Below are 15,683 nucleotides of genomic sequence, written 5' to 3'. Positions count from 1 at the left end.
ACCGGCTGCTGCCCGACACTTTTAAGGAGCTAAGCAAATGAGCATTAACTACCAGTTCGGCGATGTAGACGCCCACGGTGCGTTGATCCGCGCCCAGGCCGCGTCCTTGGAAGCTGAGCACCAGGCCATCGTTCGCGATGTGCTTGCTGCCGGCGACTTCTGGGGCGGTGCGGGTTCGGTGGCCTGCCAGGAGTTCATCACCCAGTTGGGTCGCAACTTCCAGGTCATCTACGAGCAGGCCAACGCCCACGGACAGAAGGTGCAGTCCGCGGGCAGCAACATGGCCAGCACTGACAGCGCCGTCGGGTCCAGCTGGGCCTGACACCGCGTCTCGATACCGGGGCCGCACACCGATCGGTGTGCGGCCCCGTTTTTCGATGGGCGAATGTTCTCCGGCGCGGGCTAGCCGGCCGCCGGTGAACGCGGAACAGCCAGGGGCGCAGGCCGATTCGGTGAACCGCACCGTCGGACTCGCGGCCGACCATCGCGCCCAGCGGCAGCTTGGACATGCCGGTTGAAATTGCCTGCGACGGCACGGCGCCCACCGATCCCGGCCACATACGGCGCGACCGCGGCCGCCATCGCCATCGATGTCGGGCCCAGCCACTCGTTTGTCAGGGTCGTGATCACCGATTCGTAGCCGCCCGCGGCGGCACTCAGCTCAGCGGCCAGGGCGTCCCAGGCCGCCGCGGCGGCCAGTAGCGAGCCAGGCCCCGGCCCCAGATACATCCGACCGGAGTTGACCTCCGGGGCAACGCGCCGAAATCCATGGCTTGCCTGCCCGCTACCGGAGTTTGCTAACGCGACGGGACGGGGTGGCTGGCGGTGACCGGCGCGGCCGCGGCGAACGGCTGGCGTCCCGAAGGTGGTGCGGCCCCGCGTTGCGGGCTGTGCAAACGGAGCCGGCGGGTGCGGCCCAACCATTCGCGACACCGGTCGGCGTCCATTCGACGGCCGCGAACACCGGCACTACGCGGGGATCATGATTCGCGGTGTGCGCAAGCCTGCCGTCGTAAGCTCCGGGATGTCGCCGCGCATCGGGTCGGGCGTTGCAGTCAGCCCTTCGGGTCTTGCACCCACCGGCGGTAATACGAAAACCAGGTCAATCAACCACTACTCGTAATACGTAACTTGCAGGTAATGGAAATCGGGACCTCGTCGTCCCCCGCCGCCGTGCGTACGTATGGAGCACGGACGGCGCTCGCTGCACTGCAGCTTGTGTGAATTCAACGAATTCTGTTCTTGTACCGTAGATTCGGAGACCCTAGTCTCTGGATGACTAACGGCTTTCCAACCAACAACACTGCATACCAGTATTTTTCAAATTTCGACTTGCCTCAAATCGACCCACTCAGCACATATGAAACTCATATTTGAATCGCATCAGAGGTTGAACCATCCCGCGTTTGATGCGCACCTCCTTCCTTGGGAAGGTGCATGTCATGCCGAGCAAGTACGACCCGCAGACGCGGGCCAAGGCGGTCCGTCTGGTGTTGGAGCACCGTGCTGACTACCCAAGTGAGTGGGCGGCGATCACGGCGGTGTCCAAGCGGTTGGGGATGACGGCCGAGACGCTGCGTAGTTGGATCCGTCAGCAGCAGGTCGACGACGGTGATCGTGACGGTGTCTCCTCGGCGGCGGCCGCTGAGATCCGCGCCCTCAAGCGGCGCAACGCCGAGCTCGAGCAGACGATCGAAATCCTCAAGGCGGCAACGTCTTTCTTCGTGCGGGAGAGCGACCCGCGCAACCGCCGCTGACCAGTTCGGTCTGCGAGTTCATCGCCAAACACAGGCACCGCTTCGGGGTCGCTCCGATCTGCCGCGTGCTCACCGAGCACGGTGTGCCGATCGCCCCACGCACCTTCTACGCCTGGGTCAAGCGGGCACCGTCGAAGCGAGCCCTGTGGGACGCCACCATCAGCGAGGTCTTGGCCGGCTACTACGAACCCGATGAGCACGGCCGGCGCAAGCTGAGTCGCTGTACGGGTCGGTGAAGATGTGGGCACATCTGCAGCGCAAAGGCATCCCGGTGGCGAAGTCCACGGTGGAACGCCTGATGCGCCGAAACGGGTGGCAGGGCGTACGCCGCCAGAAGGCCGTGCGCACCACGATCGCCGACCCGGCGGCGGTGAGGCCACCGGATCTGGTGGATCGCCAGTTCGGGGTGGGCGCACCCAACCAGCTGCTCGTTGCGGACTTCACCTACGTCAAGCTCGTCACGGGGGTGTTCGTCTACGTCGCATTCGTCATCGACGCCTACGCCGGGGCGATCGTGGGATGGGAGGCCTGCGCCTCCAAGCAGACCCAGTTCGTCGAATCGGCGATCCGTCAGGCCGTCGCATTGCGGTCGCGTCAGGGTCACCCGATCGAGGACGCCATCCACCACAGCGACGCAGGATCGCAGTACACCAGCGTGAGATTCGGTGAAACACTTGCCCTTTCGGGCATCCGACCCTCGGTCGGCAGTGTCGGCGATGCCTATGACAATGCTCTGGCCGAGACCACGATCGGACTCTACAAGACTGAGTGCATCCGGCCTGATTCCCCGTTCCGTCGCGGGCCGCTCACCACGGTCGGTGACGTCGAGTACATCACCGCCGACTACGTCGCCTGGTACAACCAGCAGCGCCTCATGCACCGCCTCGGCCGAGTCCCACCCGCCGAAGCCGAAGCCCAGTACTATTCCCAACACGTGACCGACCAACCGGCCGGCTCACAGAACCCCGAGGGTGCATGAAACCCGGGATGCTTCAGGTGATCTGGCGAACACGCCTACATTTGAGAATTCTATGAACTCTGTGACAATCCGGTATGTGTTTGCCAGAATGTAGGAACATGACCGCGATGTCGGGATACACAGGCGCGCAGCGCCCACGCCAAGCCATCCTGGGACAGCTGCCCAGGATCTACCGTGCCGACGGATCACCCATCAGGGTTTTGCTGGTCGACGACGAGCCGGCGCTGACCAATCTGGTGAAAATGGCGCTGCACTATGAGGGCTGGGTTGTCGACATCGCCCACAACGGGCGCGAGGCCATGGCCAAGTTCGAGCGCGCCAACCCCGACGTCCTCGTCCTCGACATCATGCTTCCCGACGTGGACGGGCTGCGAATCCTGGAACGGGTCCGCCAATCCGAGGCGTACACCCCCACGCTCTTCCTCACCGCGCGGGACTCGGTCATGGACCGGGTGACCGGTCTGACCGCGGGCGCCGACGACTACATGACCAAACCGTTCAGTCTCGAGGAACTGGTCGCCCGGCTGCGCGGGTTGTTGCGCCGCTCCGGCCAGCAGCCCACGCCGACCAACGAAACCCTCAAAGTCGGCGACCTCAAGGTCGACAACGCCAGCCGCGAGGTCACCCGCGCCGGCGACCCGATATCGCTGTCCTCCACCGAATTCGAATTGCTGCGCTTCCTCATGCGCAATCCCCGTCGCGCGCTCAGCCGCACCGAGATCTTGGACCGCGTCTGGAATTACGACTTCGCCGGTCGCACCAGCATCGTGGATCTCTACATCTCGTACCTGCGAAAGAAGATCGACTCCGGGCGGGAACCGATGATTCATACCGTCCGCGGGGTGGGGTACATGCTGCGGCCGGCGGAATGACGCGAGACCGCGGCGCCTCGGCGGGGACTTTTCCCCGGTGGTTTCCGCGCTCGCTGCGCCGCCAGCTGTTGTTGGGCGTGCTGGCCGTGGTCAGCGGCGTACTGGTGACAGTCGGAATCGTATTGGTGCTGAGCCTGCGCGGCTACGTCAACGCCATGAGCGACGCCGATGTGGCAGAGTCCCTGGACGCGTTCAGCCACCAGTACACCAAATACCGCAACGGCGAACACGTTTCGCCGCGCCCCGGCACCCCGCCAATCGCTCAGGCAATGCTGGAGTTCACCGGGCAGACGCCGGGAAACCTCGTCGCCGTCCTGCACAACGGCACCGTGATCGGGTCGGCGGTGTTCTCCGAAGACGAACCGAAGCCCGCGCCGGCCGACGTCGTCCGCGACCTGCAGGCGCAATCGTGGCGGGACGGACCGCCGCGCACCGAAATACTCGGCCGGCTGGGGCCCTACCGCGTCGACAGCACCGTCAACGGGTCCGACGTCCTCGTGGTCGGGGTGTCGCAGAACCTCGCCGACCGGATCATCGCCCGCAAACAGCTGACCACCATCGTGCTCACCGCGGCGGCGCTGGTGCTCACCGCCGGGCTCACCGTGTGGGTGGTCGGGTACACGCTTCGCCCGCTGCGCCGGCTGGCGGCCATCGCCGCCGACGTCGCCGCGATGCCGCTGGCTGACGACGACCACCGGATCAGTGTCCGGGTACCGCCGCAGGACACCAACACGCAGAACGAGGTCGGGATCGTCGGGCACGCGCTGAACCGCTTGCTGGACAACGTCGATAGCGCGCTGGCGCATCGGGTCGAGTCCGATCTGCGGATGCGCGAGTTCATCACCGATGCCAGCCACGAGCTGCGCACACCGCTGGCGGCGATCCAGGGCTACGCCGAGCTCACCCGCCAGGACAGTTCGGCGCTGCCGCCGACCACCGAATACGCGCTGGCCCGCATCGAGTCCGAGGCCCGGCGGATGGCCTCGCTCGTCGACGAGTTGCTCCTGCTGTCCCGCCTGGGCGAGGGCCAGGACCTGCAGTCCGAGGACGTCGACCTGGCCGAGGTGGTCAGCAACGCCGTGAATGACGCGACGGTGGCCGCATCGACGCACCACTGGGTCAAAGACCTGCCCGACGGACCGGTATGGGTGCGCGGCGACCACGCCCGGCTACATCAACTGGTCAGCAATCTGCTCAACAATGCCCGCGTGCACACCCCGCCGGGGGTCACGGTGACGACCGGAATCACCTGTCGCCGTGGCGGTCCCGAGGCACCTTACGCGGAATTAACCGTCGCCGACGACGGTCCGGGCATCGACGCCGACCTTCTGCCCATTTTGTTCGAACGGTTCGTTCGGGCGGACAAGTCGAGATCCAACGGCTCGGGCAACGGATTGGGTCTGGCCATCGTCGATTCGATCGTCAAGGCACATCATGGTTCCGTCACCGCGGAATCCACCGAGGGCAGCACGGTTTTCCGGGTGCGGCTGCCGCTGATCGGAGCCGATGGCGCCTGATCGTCAGTTGAGCTTGCCCGAGGCCGGCCGCTTTCCGTGGTTGGCTTTTTTCTTCTTCCGGGCGCGCTTCTTGTCGGCTCGCTTTGACATCACCTTCCTCCTTTTCTAGTGCAGCGCTGACTCAATGAGGTCGGCGCTGAGTTGTTCCAATCGTCTACGCGCGCGGGAGTTTTCCGCGAGCGCTGACGCCTTCGCCGGGCTCAGACCGTCGTAGTAGCCGCCGTCGACCACCGAATACGCGCGCGACGCCAGCGTGGTCAGGATGGGGGCGGCCTCCTCGGCCGGTCGGCCGACGCGGCCGTAGATGCGCAACAGCCCAGTCTCGAATACCCCGGGATGAACACTGAGGGCCGTGAACGAAGCACCGCTGGCCTCGGCCAACGACTTGGTGTGCATCGTCAGCGCAAGCTTCGATTGCGCGTAGGCCGCAAGCGGCCAGTAGTGTTCTCCGGCCAGGTTCTTCCACTTGATGTTTCCACCGCGGTGCATCACCGAGGACACGTTGACAACTCTTCCGCCCGCGCTCGCCAGCCGGGACATTAGTTTCGTGGTCAGCAGGTATGGCGCGAGGTAGTTCACCTGAAATGTCAGCTCTGTGCCGTCTTGGGTGTGGGTGCGTCGCTCAGGTGCGGCAATCGCGGCGTTGTTGACCAACACATCCAGCGCCGGCAGTGTCGCCGCGAGCCTGTCGGCCAGTGCGGCGACCTCTGCCAGGCGGGTGAAGTCGGCGACGACCAGGTATAGGCGCAGCGGTTCTGCGCCGCCTTTCACCAGGCGTGTCATCGCCTTCTCACCGCTGTCGCGGTCCGGGGCATGCAGATATACCGTCGCCCCTGAATCGACGAACCGGCGGGCCGTTGCGTAACCGATGCCGTGTGTGGCGCCTGTGATGAGCACGGCTGGTGAGGTTGAAATAGGTTCGGACATAATAACTTTCGTAAACTAGAAGGTACGACTGCAGACATCGCGCAATATGACGGGACGACGAGTGCGCGATCGAATTACTGGGAACGGGGACGAACAACAAGCGGCCATGGCCGTCAAGCGCAAGCGCTTGGCTCAGCGGCTGATTCGGCGACGATATGGGGGTTCGTCATCCCAGCCCGCACCGTAACGCTCCAACGCAGAAGGCACTGCGATGGCGACAACGGTGGTGCGGGTCATGCGATCCATGACAGCAGACGGGACCGTTGCCGACAGTGCGACTTACGACTTTCTCACGAGATGACCGATTTCCTTGACGAATTTCTTACGGCGAGCCTTGCCACGTCGCACTGGCGCTCTTCCCTTGACCCCGGGGAGGCAGGGCGATCAATATTGCGTCAACGAAGGCGCCTATGGCGTAGGGATTGCGTAACTGCCGGCACCTCGCAGCCATACGCGCCGTAACTTCGCGTCCGAAAGGTCGGGTCTGGATTAAGGGAGCAGCCCCATCAACGATCCGCATCAGTGGTCAATGGCGGCTTGGCTACAGGTAGCCGCGGTTGCCGTCTTGGTCGTGACGCTGCACGTGCCTCTCGGCGGCTACATGGCCGGCGTCTATTCCGACGCACGGCATTGGCGCCTCGAGAAGGTGGTCTACCGGCTGATAGGCGCTCAACCCGGCGACAAGCAGCGCTGGACGAAATACGGCACATCGGTGCTGGCCTTCTCCGCCGTCAGTGTGCTCTTCCTGTACGCGCTCCTCCTGGCACAGACGCGATTACCAGAGCCGTGGGGACGCAGCGGTATGACGCCCGCGCTGGCCTTCAACACCTCAATCTCGTTCGTCACCAACACCAGTTGGCAGAACTACCCCGGCGAAACCACACTCGGGCAGGTAGGGCTGCTGACCGGACTAGGTGTTCAGGCGTTCGCCAGCTGCGCGGTCGGAATGTGCGTCGCCGCGGCGCTGATCCGGGGTCTTTCGCAGTACCGAAGCGAGGAGATCGGAAACTTCTGGGTCGACCTGGTGCGAACGGTGGTGCGCATCCTCATTCCGCTCTCGATCGTCGTCACACTGATCCTGCTCGCGCTCGGGGTGGTCAACAATTTTCATGCGGCGCAGGACATCACAACCATTGCCGGCGGGCGGCAGCCTATTCTGGGCGGCCCCGTGGCCACATGGGAATCGATCAAGCTGATGTCCGGGGACGGCGGCGGCGCCTTCAACGTGAACAGCGCCCATCCTTTCGAGAACCCAACGCCGCTCACGAACATCGTAGAAATCGTTGCGATGCTGGTGATTCCGGTCGCATTCATCCGAACCTTTGGGGTGATGGTCGGCGACAGGAAACAGGGCTGGGCGCTATTTGCCGCAGCCGCAATCTTGTTCGTGATCGGCACCGCGGCACTAACCGCGTCGGATCTCATTGCGAACGGCACCGTGGTCCACGCCGTGGGAGCCCCGACCGACGGCACCGAAACCCGCTTCGGGGTGCCGGGCAGCGCCATCTTCGGTCAGGCCGCAACCGCCAGTGCGGACGGCGCCGCAAACTCCTCGTACGACAGCTACGCCAGCGTCGGCGGAGCGGTGCTGATGCTGAACATGATGCTTGGCGAAGTCGCGCCCGGCGGAGCGGGCAGCGGGCTCTACGGCCTGCTGATGATGACGCTCCTCGCGGTCTTCCTCGGCGGGCTGATGATCGGACGGACACCGGAATACCTCAAGCAGCGGCTCCATGCCCGCCACATGAAGCTCGTCAGCCTCTACATTCTGGCGCTCCCCGCGGCGGTCCTCATCGGCACCGCGGTGGCCGTGGCGCTTCCTGGTGAACGCGCCGCCATGCTCAACACCGGGTCCCACGGCCTCTCCGAAGTGCTCTACGCATTCACCAGTGCCGCGGCCAACAACGGCAGTGCCTTCGCCGGATTGTCCGGCAACACAACGTGGTACAACATCGCGCTCGCCCTCGCGATGGTGATAGGACGGTTCCTGCCGATCATCGCCGTACTCGCGATCGCTGGTACATTCGCGGCCCAGCGGCCCGGTGTCATCACCGCGGGAACGCTGCGCACCCACAGCCCGACGTTCGTTCTCCTCATCGCCGGTGCGACTCTGCTCATCGTCGGGCTCGAATACCTGCCCGCGCTGGCACTCGGACCGGCGGCTGACGCGCTGCCGAGATAGGCGGTCAGCGCGCGTAACGATGTCCCTGCCACCCCAGCAGTGGACAGTCAGCATGACCGCCGCTGCGCGGCGGCTGCCTCCGGAATCGGCGGCAGCGCATCAGGCAAGCTGGATCGCCTCCAGACGCTCGTAGGCATCCCACCATATGGCCTCATGCTCGACCGGTGAGATGGCACGAATCGTCAGCATGCGGTCAGCCTTGATCAGCATGTCGACCAACGTTCGCCATTCGGTGTACCTGCGCAACTCCTGCACGTCGGCGGTGTTGGGCATGAGGATGATCGACAGCGACCTCGCTCGCAAGCTTCCGGCCCGGAAGAAGAGGAGCATGCTGATACCCAGGTAGGCGGACGCCGCGGCCGTCAGCACAGTACCGGGTGAGGCCACCGCGCTGTCAGACATCACGACGCCCAGCAGCAACAGCGCGGCTCCTGTTATCGGCCAACCACGCCACAGCCGTGCCAGCCACCGATCAGTGGTGCTGGCTCCGGGCGGGTAGATGATCAGGCTGTAGCGGCGAACACCGTACCGGCTGACCGTGGCCTCGTACGATCCCCAGGGATGAGCGCCGTCGAACAGGCGCGACAACCAGCCCGGCCCAGAAATTGGCGCCTGAGCGGGCGGGGCAACTACCCGTTCAACGGTTCCGCTTTGAGGCTCACGCATGATTTCGGTCTACGCCGAAGTCAACGGCCGCCGCTGCGATCCGAACAGCATCGCTACGCCCGAGGAACCAATGTTTACGGATCCTTTTCGACCTTCGGCACGACCCGGCGGGCCCGGATCGAATTCGGTGAGTACGACCACTTGCAATTGCCGGTGCCGGTCAGTTATATATCCGCCGTGATGGCGAGCGCTACGGTGTTCATTTGGTGGGCGGCCGCACTGATGTGATGCCACGCCTCAGCATGGTGTGGCCACAGTGGCGGCGCGAAGCGCTGCGCACCAATCTGTGGCTGGTCCCGGCGATCGTAATCGTTGGGGCGCTCGGACTTTTCGGCCTAACGTTGTGGTTTGACCGAGCCGCTTACTACGGCCGGTTTCGGCCTCCTTCGTTCGTGATCAGCGGCACCGCCGACGCGGCGCGCCAAATCCTCACCTCGATTGCGGCTTCCGTGATCACCGTCGTAGGCATCGTCTTTTCCATCACCATCGTGACCTTGACGCTGGCGTCAACACAGTTTGGTCCCCGGATGCTGCGCAACTTCATCCGCGACCGCGGCACCCAGCTCACGCTGGGAGCCTTCGTGGCGACGTTCGTGTACTGCATTGTGGTACTCGTATCGATCGGACCCGGTGATCGAGGCGAATTCGTCCCACACATCTCGATCACAACAGCGTTCGGTCTGGTGCTGATTGACCTGGCTGTGCTGATCTACTTCATTCACCACATCGCGACGCAGATTCAGCTCCCGCAGGTGATCGCCGGCATCGCCAAAGATTTGGCCCAGGCGGTGGCAGCGCAAAGCGAGGACCAGCCGCGATCCTCGACGCGCAGACCTGCGCAGGGCCCCTCGCTCAAGGAGTTGCTTACCAGAATCGAGAGTTCCGGCGGTGTCATCCGCACGCCCAAAAGCGGCTACCTGCAATTCATCCGCCATCCCACGCTGGTCCGCATCGCTACCGAAGCCGACGCTGTGATCCGGCTGCCCTATCGTCCCGGCCACTTCCTCGTCGAAGGCCGTGAACTGGCGAGTGTGTGGCCCCCCGCCGCCGCCGAGCAGGTGGCCGACTACCTCGCCCGCGCTCAGGCGACCGGACCGCACCGCACCCTCACACAGGATGTCGCATTCGGTGTCGACCAGCTGGTGGAGATCGCCATCCGGGCGCTCTCCCCCGCCGTCAACGACACTTTCACTGCGTTGACGTGCATCGACTGGCTCGGCGACTGCCTGTGCAAGATCGCACCGGTATGGTCTCCCACCCAAGTTCATCGCGATCAGCGTGGCTTCATCCGCGTCATCTCCGATCAGGTCAGCTACGAGCGGCTAGTGCAGCGGTCTTTTGAGAAGATCCGCCAGGCCGGTCGCGGGATGCCGGCGGTGATGATCCGCCAGCTCGACACGCTCACAACGATCATGGAACAAACGACCGACCCACAACGCGCGCGAGTTTTGATGGACCAAGCGGGCATGATCGAGCGTGCGAACCGCGAATCGGTTCCCGACGAGTCCGATCGTGCCGACGTGGAGCGGCGATACGGCGCATTACGGACCGTTTACGAACGGCTGAACGAGTAGGTCTGTTCCCCATCGCTCTCAAAGTCCTTGTCGGGGTTGGTCATAGAGCAGAAAAGGAGTTGGCGCTGATGAGGTGCGGGGCAACCTGAGCAAAGGCGGCGGGTTAGAACGGACGTACGTAAAGAAAACGTAAAGGTGCACTGCGGTGGCGTTAGGAAAGTGTCAACCAAAGGCCCTATCCAATACCTCCCAACTAATTTCAAGCTGACCTTGCCTCCGAGTACTGCGCTGTGGCGGACTCGATGAGGTCCTTTCGTATGCAAGTGATTGGCGCGGAACGGAGACAAGATGGGCGTGTTGGTGTACGTCGTGGTCACGGTGGCGATTTTTGCCGTGCTCGGCTTCGCGCAGAAGCTGGTCGAGCGCCTGTGAACTACGAAAATATCGTCGGTTTGGCACTTGCCGTCGTTCTCGCGTTGTATTTGGTCGGCGCCCTGCTGTTCCCGGAGAGTTTCTAGTGAGCACAACGACAGCGGGGCTGATCTTCCTCGCCGTTCTCGTCATTGCACTGGTTGCGGTACATGTGCCCTTGGGGGACTACATGTACCGGGTGTACTCGTCGGATAAGGACTCGTATGTCGAGCGGGCAATCTATCGGCTGATCGGTGTGGATTCCCGCTCGGAGCAGACGTGGGGAGCCTACGCCCGAAGCGTCTTGGCGTTCTCGTCGATCAGCATCCTGTTCCTTTTCGCGTTCCAGCTCCTGCAGGGCAAGCTGCCACTGCACCTGCATGACCCGGCCACGCAGATGACCCCCGGGTTGGCGTGGAACACCGCGATCAGCTTTGTCACCAACACCAACTGGCAGGCCTATTCCGGCGAATCAACCCAGGGCCACCTTGTGCAGATGGCCGGCTTGGCGGTGCAGAACTTCGTTTCGGCCGCCGTCGGCATGGCGGTGGCGATCGCGCTGGTGCGCGGTTTTGCCCGGCGGCGCACCGGCGATCTCGGGAACTTCTGGGTAGACCTGGTCCGGGGCACGCTGCGCATCCTGCTGCCGATCGCGGTCATCGGCGCGATCGTGCTTATCGCGGGCGGAGCGATCCAGAACTTCCACCTGAATGACCAGATTGTGACCACCCTCAACGGCACCCAGCAGACGATCACCGGCGGCCCGGTGGCCAGCCAGGAGGTCATCAAAGAGCTTGGCACCAACGGCGGAGGGTTCTACAACGCGAACTCCGCGCACCCGTTCGAGAATCCGACGACGTGGACCAACTGGCTGGAAATCTTCCTGCTGCTGATGATCAGCTTCTCGCTGCCACGCACCTTCGGGCGCATGGTGGGCAGCACGAAACAGGGCTTCGCTATCGCATCCGTCATGGCGACGCTTTATGGCATCAGCGTGACGTTCATGCTGTGGTTCCAGCTGCAGCATCACGGCACGGTGCCGACCTCGATCGGCTCAGCCATGGAGGGAGTCGAACAACGCTTCGGCATCGCCGACTCGGCGGTGTTCGCCGACTCGACAACGCTCACCTCCACCGGTGCCGTCGACTCGTTCCACGACTCTTACACCAGCCTCGGCGGCATGATCACGATGTTCAACATGCAGCTCGGCGAGGTCGCTCCCGGCGGCACCGGATCCGGCCTGTACGGCATGTTGATCCTGGCGGTGATCACGGTGTTCGTCGCCGGGCTGATGGTCGGGCGCACCCCAGAATACCTCGGCAAGAAGATCAATCCCCGCGAAATCAAGCTCGCCGCAAGCTATTTCCTGGTCACACCGCTGATTGTGTTGACCGGCACCGCGATCGCAATGGCGCTGCCGGGCGAACGCGCCGGCATGGCCAACACCGGCCCGCACGGCCTGGCCGAAGTCTTATACGCGTTCACCTCCGCGGCCAACAACAACGGGTCCGCCTTCGCCGGACTCAGCGTCAACACCAACTGGTGGAACACGGCATTGGGGCTAGCGATGGTCTTCGGCCGCTTTCTACCGATGGTGTTAGTGCTCGCCCTGGCCGGCTCGCTGGCCAAGCAGGGCATGACACCCGAATCGGCGGGCACCCTGCCCACCCATAGGCCACAGTTCGTCGGCATGGTCGCCGGCGTCACCCTGATTTTGGTGGCCCTCACTTTCCTGCCCATGCTGGCGCTCGGGCCCCTCGCCGAAGGAATCCATTGATGACCGCGTCCACCATCGATATGGCTGAGGAGACCCAGCCGACAGCGCACACGAGCACGAAACGAGTCCAGGGCGGCTTGCTGGACCCGAAGATGCTGTGGCGCTCGACGCCCGATGCGCTGCGCAAACTCAACCCGCGCACGCTGTGGCGCAACCCGGTGATGTTCATCGTCGAGATCGGCGCCGCCTGGAGCACCGTGCTGGCCATCATCAACCCGACCTGGTTCGCGTGGCTGATCGTGGCCTGGCTCTGGCTGACGGTGCTGTTCGCGAACCTTGCCGAAGCGGTGGCCGAAGGCCGCGGCAAGGCTCAGGCAGAAACGCTGCGCCGGGCCAAAAGTCACACCTTGGCGCGGCGGCTCAAGAACTACAGGCCCGGCGCGCCGGTCGTGGAGGAAGAGGTCGCGGCGCCGCTGCTACAGCAGGGCGATGTCGTCGTGATCGAGGCCGGACAGGTGATACCGGGTGACGGCGACGTGGTGGAAGGCATTGCCTCGGTAGATGAATCGGCGATCACCGGTGAGTCGGCGCCGGTGATTCGCGAGTCCGGTGGTGACCGTTCGGCGGTCACCGGCGGCACCACCGTGCTCAGCGATCGGATCGTCGTGCAGATTACCCAGAAGCCTGGGGAAAGCTTCATCGACCGAATGATCGCGCTCGTCGAGGGTGCGAACCGGCAGAAGACGCCGAACGAGATCGCGCTGAACATCCTGTTGGCCGCGTTGACGATCATCTTCGTCTTCGCCGTAGCGACCCTGCAACCGCTGGCGATCTACTCGAAGATCAACAATCCCGGCGTCCCAGACACCCAGGCGCTCAACGCGAATGGCGTCACCGGAATCGTGATGGTGTCATTGCTCGTGTGCCTGATCCCGACGACCATCGGCGCGCTGCTATCGGCCATCGGCATCGCTGGCATGGACCGGCTGGTGCAGCGCAACGTGCTCGCCATGTCGGGACGTGCGGTGGAAGCTGCCGGCGACGTCAACACGCTGCTGCTCGACAAAACGGGCACCATCACCCTGGGCAATCGACAGGCCGCGGCCTTCGTCCCCCTCGACGGCGTCACGAACGAGCAACTGGCCGACGCGGCGCAGTTATCCAGCCTGGCCGACGAAACACCCGAAGGACGCTCGATCGTCGTATATGCCAAGCAGCACTTCGGGCTGCGCGCACGCACAGCGGGCGAACTCTCACAAGCCCACTGGGTGGCCTTCTCGGCCGTCACCCGGATGTCGGGTGTCGACCTCGACGGGCACCTGCTGCGCAAGGGCGCGGCCAGCTCGGTCGCGGAATGGGTTCGCGGGCAAGGCGGCAAGGTGCCTCATCAACTCGGCGAGATCGTCGACGGCATCTCCGCCGCCGGCGGCACCCCGCTGGTCGTCGGGGAGGCCGTCAACGGCGAGGCGGCGGTACTCGGTGTCATCCACCTCAAGGACGTCGTCAAGCAGGGCATGCGTGAGCGCTTCGACGAGATGCGCAAGATGGGCATCCGGACGGTGATGATCACCGGCGATAACCCGTTGACCGCCAAGGCGATTGCCGATGAAGCCGGTGTCGACGACTTCCTCGCCGAGGCCACGCCCGAGGACAAGCTCGAATTGATCAAGCGCGAGCAGGAGGGCGGCAAGCTGGTCGCGATGACCGGTGACGGCACCAATGACGCACCGGCTCTGGCCCAGGCCGATGTCGGTGTGGCAATGAACACGGGAACGTCGGCGGCCAAAGAGGCCGGCAACATGGTCGACCTCGACTCCGACCCCACCAAACTCATCGAGATCGTCGAGATCGGTAAGCAACTGCTGATCACGCGCGGGGCGCTGACCACCTTCTCGATCGCCAACGACATCGCGAAGTACTTCGCGATCATTCCGGCGATGTTCGTGGCACTGTTCCCCGGGCTCGACATGATCAACATCATGCGGCTGCACAGCCCGGAGTCGGCGATCCTGTCGGCGGTGATCTTTAACGCGGTCGTCATCGTGGCGCTGATCCCGCTCTCGCTGCGCGGTGTCCGTTACACACCGAGCAGCGCTTCAAAGCTGTTGAGCCGCAACCTCTATGTCTATGGGCTCGGCGGGATCGTCGCCCCGTTCATCGGAATCAAGTTGATCGATCTGATCGTCCAATTCGTCCCAGGGATGTCCTGACATGAAGTTCTCGAATTTCGTCCGCATGCACTGGGCGGCCTTCCGCGCGCTGCTGGTGCTCACCGTGATCACCGGTCTCGCCTACCCGCTGTTCATCTGGCTGGTCGCGCAGCTGCCTGGACTGCACGACAAGGCTGAAGGGTCGATCCTGACCGCGAACGGCAAGCCGGTCGGCAGCCGGCTGATCGGTCAGCTGTTCACGGACAAGGACGGCAACCCGTTGCCGCGGTACTTCCAAAGTCGCCCCTCAGCGGCCGGCAACGGTTACGACCCGCTGTCGTCGAGTGCGAGCAACCTTGGGCCGGAAAGCGTTGTCGACACACCCGCCGACCCCGCACAACTGGCGGCCGGCAAGTCCAAGTCCGACGCGGGCTTCAAGCCGGGCTTGCTGACGACGGTGTGCTCGCGCAGCACCGCCGTGGGCCAGCTCGAAGGCGTCGACGGGTCGCGTCCGTTCTGCACCGGCGGCGGCATCGGTGCGGTGCTCTCGGTGATCGGACCTCGCGATGCCCGCGGCAACGTCATTCACCCCACCCGGGTGGTCAGCGTCAACGAGCCGTGCCAGACGACGCCGGCGCCGTTTGTGACCCTCTACGAGGGCGTGCGGGTCGAGTGCGCGAAGTACGGTGAGGACTACACCATCGGGCAGATCGTGCCCATTCGCGGCGCCGCACCCGGCAACCCGCCGTGCCCGCCGATGCCGTCACCGCTAGTGGCAGCGGCTTGGACCCGAACATCTCACCGGCCTACGCCGACATCCAGGTCGCCAGGGTGGCCAAGGCTCGGCATGTCAGCGCGGACCAGATTCGTGCAGTCGTAGCGCAGTACACCAGCGGCCGCCTCCTTGGGGTCTTCGGGGAGCCTACGGTGAACGTGGTTCAACTGAATCTGCAACTCGATCACAGGTATCCGGTCACGGGCTAGCCTGAAA

At 64.1% G+C, this 15,683-nt stretch carries 13 protein-coding genes and 3 pseudogenes; 12 read left to right on the top strand and 4 right to left on the bottom strand.

Annotated elements, in window-relative coordinates; genetic code table 11:
• The first annotated feature begins 37 nt into the window (after nt 1-37).
• Nucleotides 38-322: a WXG100 family type VII secretion target gene (locus G6N50_RS26655; RefSeq protein ID WP_067128747.1), complete on the top strand. Its 285-nt coding sequence runs from the start codon at nt 38-40 to the stop codon at nt 320-322.
• Nucleotides 323-552: 230 nt separating this feature from the next.
• On the opposite strand, the pseudogene G6N50_RS29620 reads toward G6N50_RS26655, so the two are convergent.
• A pseudogene (locus tag G6N50_RS29620) lies at nt 553-770 on the bottom strand (PPE domain-containing protein); the annotation flags it as partial.
• A 672-nt stretch (nt 771-1,442) separates the two neighbouring features.
• Between G6N50_RS29620 and G6N50_RS26645 the strand changes: the two are divergent.
• The 3 genes and pseudogenes from G6N50_RS26645 to G6N50_RS26635 all read left to right on the top strand — a co-directional run bounded on the left by G6N50_RS26645 (nt 1,443) and on the right by G6N50_RS26635 (nt 5,125).
• Nucleotides 1,443-2,736: pseudogene (locus G6N50_RS26645) on the top strand (IS3 family transposase).
• A 98-nt stretch (nt 2,737-2,834) separates the two neighbouring features.
• Nucleotides 2,835-3,608 (top strand): response regulator transcription factor, encoded by a 774-nt coding sequence (locus G6N50_RS26640; RefSeq protein ID WP_083098015.1) that lies wholly within the window; start codon nt 2,835-2,837, stop codon nt 3,606-3,608.
• Entirely contained in the window at nt 3,605-5,125 is a 1,521-nt protein-coding gene (locus tag G6N50_RS26635; protein WP_083098013.1) for a sensor histidine kinase, read from the top strand. Before G6N50_RS26640 ends, G6N50_RS26635 begins: the two co-directional genes overlap by 4 nt.
• A gap of 3 nt (nt 5,126-5,128) precedes the next feature.
• Here G6N50_RS26635 and G6N50_RS30180 read toward each other — a convergent pair whose 3' ends face one another.
• Both G6N50_RS30180 and G6N50_RS26630 read right to left on the bottom strand, forming a co-directional pair.
• On the bottom strand, nt 5,129-5,215 hold the full coding sequence (locus G6N50_RS30180) for a 50S ribosomal protein bL37 (RefSeq protein WP_372510011.1): 87 nt from the start codon (nt 5,213-5,215) through the stop codon (nt 5,129-5,131).
• Between the two features lie 15 nt (nt 5,216-5,230).
• On the bottom strand, nt 5,231-6,022 hold the full coding sequence (locus tag G6N50_RS26630; protein ID WP_197748040.1) for an SDR family NAD(P)-dependent oxidoreductase: 792 nt from the start codon (nt 6,020-6,022) through the stop codon (nt 5,231-5,233).
• Between the two features lie 559 nt (nt 6,023-6,581).
• Between G6N50_RS26630 and kdpA (G6N50_RS26625) the strand changes: the two genes are divergently transcribed.
• On the top strand, nt 6,582-8,234 hold the full coding sequence (kdpA, locus tag G6N50_RS26625; protein WP_083098008.1) for a potassium-transporting ATPase subunit KdpA: 1,653 nt from the start codon (nt 6,582-6,584) through the stop codon (nt 8,232-8,234).
• A 99-nt stretch (nt 8,235-8,333) separates the two neighbouring features.
• Here kdpA (G6N50_RS26625) and G6N50_RS26620 read toward each other — a convergent pair whose 3' ends face one another.
• Nucleotides 8,334-8,822 carry a DUF6611 family protein gene (locus tag G6N50_RS26620; protein WP_083098007.1) on the bottom strand — a complete coding sequence of 163 codons (489 nt, stop codon included), beginning with the start codon at nt 8,820-8,822 and terminating at the stop codon, nt 8,334-8,336.
• On the opposite strand from G6N50_RS26620, the gene G6N50_RS26615 reads away from it, so the two are divergent.
• From G6N50_RS26615 to G6N50_RS26585, 7 genes and pseudogenes are all read left to right on the top strand, one after another.
• Nucleotides 8,796-9,128, top strand: coding sequence for a hypothetical protein (locus G6N50_RS26615; RefSeq protein ID WP_142275695.1), 333 nt, complete (start codon nt 8,796-8,798; stop codon nt 9,126-9,128). The genes G6N50_RS26620 and G6N50_RS26615 overlap by 27 nt on opposite strands.
• The gene (locus G6N50_RS26610) at nt 9,128-10,474 is read left to right on the top strand and encodes a DUF2254 domain-containing protein (protein WP_083098004.1); all 1,347 of its coding nucleotides are present in this window, start codon (nt 9,128-9,130) and stop codon (nt 10,472-10,474) included. Before G6N50_RS26615 ends, G6N50_RS26610 begins: the two co-directional genes overlap by 1 nt.
• Before the next feature lie 288 nt (nt 10,475-10,762).
• The gene (locus G6N50_RS26605) at nt 10,763-10,846 is read left to right on the top strand and encodes a potassium ABC transporter ATPase (protein WP_142275698.1); all 84 of its coding nucleotides are present in this window, start codon (nt 10,763-10,765) and stop codon (nt 10,844-10,846) included.
• Complete coding sequence (kdpF, locus tag G6N50_RS26600) at nt 10,843-10,932, top strand: K(+)-transporting ATPase subunit F (protein ID WP_142275694.1); 90 nt, start codon at nt 10,843-10,845, stop codon at nt 10,930-10,932. Before G6N50_RS26605 ends, kdpF begins: the two co-directional genes overlap by 4 nt.
• Nucleotides 10,932-12,602, top strand: a complete 1,671-nt coding sequence (kdpA, locus tag G6N50_RS26595) for a potassium-transporting ATPase subunit KdpA (protein ID WP_083098002.1) — start codon at nt 10,932-10,934, stop codon at nt 12,600-12,602. The genes kdpF and kdpA (G6N50_RS26595) overlap by 1 nt, the downstream gene beginning before the upstream one ends.
• On the top strand, nt 12,602-14,752 hold the full coding sequence (kdpB, locus tag G6N50_RS26590; protein ID WP_083098001.1) for a potassium-transporting ATPase subunit KdpB: 2,151 nt from the start codon (nt 12,602-12,604) through the stop codon (nt 14,750-14,752). Before kdpA (G6N50_RS26595) ends, kdpB begins: the two co-directional genes overlap by 1 nt.
• A gap of 1 nt (nt 14,753) precedes the next feature.
• Nucleotides 14,754-15,676: pseudogene (locus G6N50_RS26585) on the top strand (potassium-transporting ATPase subunit C).
• The last annotated feature ends 7 nt before the right edge of the window (nt 15,677-15,683 follow it).

Source organism: Mycobacterium mantenii (assembly GCF_010731775.1).
GTDB classification, from domain to species: Bacteria; Actinomycetota; Actinomycetes; order Mycobacteriales; family Mycobacteriaceae; genus Mycobacterium; species Mycobacterium mantenii.
The sequence above is the reverse complement of the archived record's forward strand: the minus strand, read 5'-3'. Positions and strand labels throughout refer to the sequence as shown.